Source organism: Shouchella oshimensis (assembly GCF_004375095.1).
In the GTDB taxonomy this organism is placed as follows: Bacteria; Bacillota; Bacilli; order Bacillales; family Bacillaceae_D; genus Shouchella; species Shouchella oshimensis.
The window spans coordinates 3,107-6,143 of the sequence record NZ_SNUX01000006.1 but is presented as its reverse complement, the minus strand read 5'-3'; the positions used below and the strand labels follow the sequence as shown (position 1 = coordinate 6,143).

The following is a 3,037-nucleotide window of genomic DNA, read 5'->3' as shown; positions in this document are numbered from 1 at the left end:
ACTCCATAGAAAGGAGGTGATCCAGCCGCACCTTCCGATACGGCTACCTTGTTACGACTTCACCCCAATCATTTGTCCCACCTTAGGCGGCTGGCTCCAAAAGGTTACCTCACCGACTTCGGGTGTTACAAACTCTCGTGGTGTGACGGGCGGTGTGTACAAGACCCGGGAACGTATTCACCGCGGCATGCTGATCCGCGATTACTAGCAATTCCGGCTTCATGTAGGCGAGTTGCAGCCTACAATCCGAACTGAGAATGGCTTTATGGGATTGGCTCCACCTCGCGGTTTCGCTGCCCTTTGTACCATCCATTGTAGCACGTGTGTAGCCCAGGTCATAAGGGGCATGATGATTTGACGTCGTCCCCACCTTCCTCCGGTTTGTCACCGGCAGTCACCTTAGAGTGCCCAACTAAATGCTGGCAACTAAGATCAAGGGTTGCGCTCGTTGCGGGACTTAACCCAACATCTCACGACACGAGCTGACGACAACCATGCACCACCTGTCACTTTGCCCCCGAAGGGGAAGCTCTGTCTCCAGAGTGGTCAAAGGATGTCAAGACCTGGTAAGGTTCTTCGCGTTGCTTCGAATTAAACCACATGCTCCACTGCTTGTGCGGGTCCCCGTCAATTCCTTTGAGTTTCAGCCTTGCGGCCGTACTCCCCAGGCGGAGTGCTTAATGTGTTTACTTCGGCACTACGGGCATCGAAACCCCTAACACCTAGCACTCATCGTTTACGGCGTGGACTACCAGGGTATCTAATCCTGTTTGCTCCCCACGCTTTCGCGCCTCAGCGTCAGTTACAGACCAGAGAGTCGCCTTCGCCACTGGTGTTCCTCCACATATCTACGCATTTCACCGCTACACGTGGAATTCCACTCTCCTCTTCTGCACTCAAGCTTCCCAGTTTCCAATGGCCGCTCGGGGTTGAGCCCCGAGATTTCACATCAGACTTAAGAAGCCGCCTGCGCGCGCTTTACGCCCAATAATTCCGGACAACGCTTGCCACCTACGTATTACCGCGGCTGCTGGCACGTAGTTAGCCGTGGCTTTCTGGTGAGGTACCGTCAAGGTACCGGTAGTTACTCCGGTACTTGTTCTTCCCTCACAACAGAGCTTTACGACCCGAAGGCCTTCCTCACTCACGCGGCGTTGCTCCGTCAGACTTTCGTCCATTGCGGAAGATTCCCTACTGCTGCCTCCCGTAGGAGTCTGGGCCGTGTCTCAGTCCCAGTGTGGCCGATCACCCTCTCAGGTCGGCTACGCATCGTCGCCTTGGTAAGCCGTTACCTTACCAACTAGCTAATGCGCCGCAGGCCCATCCCTTAGTGACAGCCGAAACCGTCTTTCAAAAGAGAATCAGGTGATTCTCTTTATTATCCCGTATTAGCTCCGGTTTCCCGGAGTTATCCCAGTCTAAGGGGCAGGTTACCTACGTGTTACTCACCCGTCCGCCGCTAACGTCCGGGAGCAAGCTCCCTTCTGTCCGCTCGACTTGCATGTATTAGGCACGCCGCCAGCGTTCGTCCTGAGCCAGGATCAAACTCTCCGTTAAAAGTGTTTGACTTGCTCATTTGCACAATTTAAAGCTGTGTCTAACTTCATTGACGAGATACCTTGTATCTCTTTTTACGCTTGGCTTTTGTTCAGTTTTCAAAGAACTCGTTTGCGCCTCGATCTCTCTTGGCGACTCTTAGTACTTTACATGACATTTATTAGAATGTCAAAGCTTTTTTTGAAACTTTTTTTGGTGGAGCCTAGCGGGATCGAACCGCTGACCTCCTGCGTGCAAAGCAGGCGCTCTCCCAGCTGAGCTAAGGCCCCATTTCATGGTCGGGAAGACAGGATTTGAACCTGCGACCCCTTGGTCCCAAACCAAGTGCTCTACCAAGCTGAGCTACTTCCCGAAATGGCGCGCCCGAGAGGAGTCGAACCCCTAACCTTCTGATCCGTAGTCAGACGCTCTATCCAATTGAGCTACGGGCGCTTTTAAACTATGAAGTTAAACATAAATGGTGCCGAGGGCCGGACTTGAACCGGCACGGTTGTCACCAACCGCAGGATTTTAAGTCCTGTGTGTCTGCCAATTCCACCACCCCGGCAAAAAATATTGGCAAAAGCGGAAGACGAGATTCGAACTCGCGACCCCCACCTTGGCAAGGTGGTGTTCTACCACTGAACTACTTCCGCACAACTAATGTTGTGAATGCGGGTGAAGGGACTTGAACCCCCACGTCATAAAGACACTAGATCCTAAGTCTAGCGCGTCTGCCAATTCCGCCACACCCGCAAGTTTATGGTGAGCCATGAAGGATTCGAACCTTCGACCCTCTGATTAAAAGTCAGATGCTCTACCAACTGAGCTAATGGCTCTGACTTCGAAAACTATGGTGCCGGCCAGAGGACTTGAACCCCCAACCTACTGATTACAAGTCAGTTGCTCTACCAATTGAGCTAGGCCGGCATATGGTGGAGGATGACGGGATCGAACCGCCGACCCCCTGCTTGTAAGGCAGGTGCTCTCCCAGCTGAGCTAATCCTCCAACTTATTATCTTGTTTTCAAATAACAAAGAAAAATATGTAAGCCTGGCAACGTCCTACTCTCACAGGGGGAAGCCCCCAACTACCATCGGCGCAAAAGAGCTTAACGACCGTGTTCGGCATGGGAACGGGTGTGACCTCTTTGCTATTGCCACCAGACTTATTTTGACGTCAGATCAACGGTGAATCTCTTCGTCCTATTTGTGTCTTTCTGTCAGTCACGTACGCAAGTACGCTCCTTCCTTCAAGCACTTCTAGTCCTCGATCTTCTTGTTGCTCTTTGTAAAACTCATTCTAAAAGGGAATAGTCCCTTCTTGTTAAAAAGAATCGGTGATTCTTTCAAAACTAAATCCAATCATCATACTCAAACTCAAGAAATTTAGGATAAGCCCTCGACCGATTAGTATCAGTCCGCTCCATGTGTCGCCACACTTCCACTTCTGACCTATCAACCTCATCATCTCTAAGGGGTCTTACTGGCTTACGCCATGG

General features: G+C 51.4%; 9 tRNA genes and 2 rRNA genes. All 11 read right to left on the bottom strand.

From position 1 onward, the window contains the following. Positions 1-9: 9 nt before the first annotated feature. The 11 genes from E2L03_RS20145 to rrf all read right to left on the bottom strand — a co-directional run bounded on the left by E2L03_RS20145 (position 10) and on the right by rrf (position 2,703). Positions 10-1,557 (bottom strand): 16S ribosomal RNA (locus E2L03_RS20145). 193 nt (positions 1,558-1,750) lie between these two features. Beyond that, positions 1,751-1,826, bottom strand: a tRNA-Ala gene (locus E2L03_RS20140). 6 nt (positions 1,827-1,832) lie between these two features. Beyond that, positions 1,833-1,909, bottom strand: a tRNA-Pro gene (locus tag E2L03_RS20135). A 3-nt stretch (positions 1,910-1,912) separates the two neighbouring features. Beyond that, positions 1,913-1,989 (bottom strand) — tRNA-Arg (locus E2L03_RS20130). A 26-nt stretch (positions 1,990-2,015) separates the two neighbouring features. Beyond that, positions 2,016-2,104: transfer RNA gene (locus E2L03_RS20125), tRNA-Leu, on the bottom strand. A gap of 16 nt (positions 2,105-2,120) precedes the next feature. Next, positions 2,121-2,192 (bottom strand) — tRNA-Gly (locus tag E2L03_RS20120). A 17-nt stretch (positions 2,193-2,209) separates the two neighbouring features. Then, a tRNA-Leu gene (locus E2L03_RS20115) sits at positions 2,210-2,292 on the bottom strand. Positions 2,293-2,299: 7 nt separating this feature from the next. Then, positions 2,300-2,375 (bottom strand) — tRNA-Lys (locus tag E2L03_RS20110). A gap of 15 nt (positions 2,376-2,390) precedes the next feature. Beyond that, positions 2,391-2,466 (bottom strand) — tRNA-Thr (locus tag E2L03_RS20105). 3 nt (positions 2,467-2,469) lie between these two features. Beyond that, positions 2,470-2,545 (bottom strand) — tRNA-Val (locus tag E2L03_RS20100). A gap of 42 nt (positions 2,546-2,587) precedes the next feature. Beyond that, positions 2,588-2,703: ribosomal RNA gene (gene rrf / locus E2L03_RS20095) — 5S ribosomal RNA — on the bottom strand. Between the last annotated feature and the right edge of the window lie 334 nt (positions 2,704-3,037).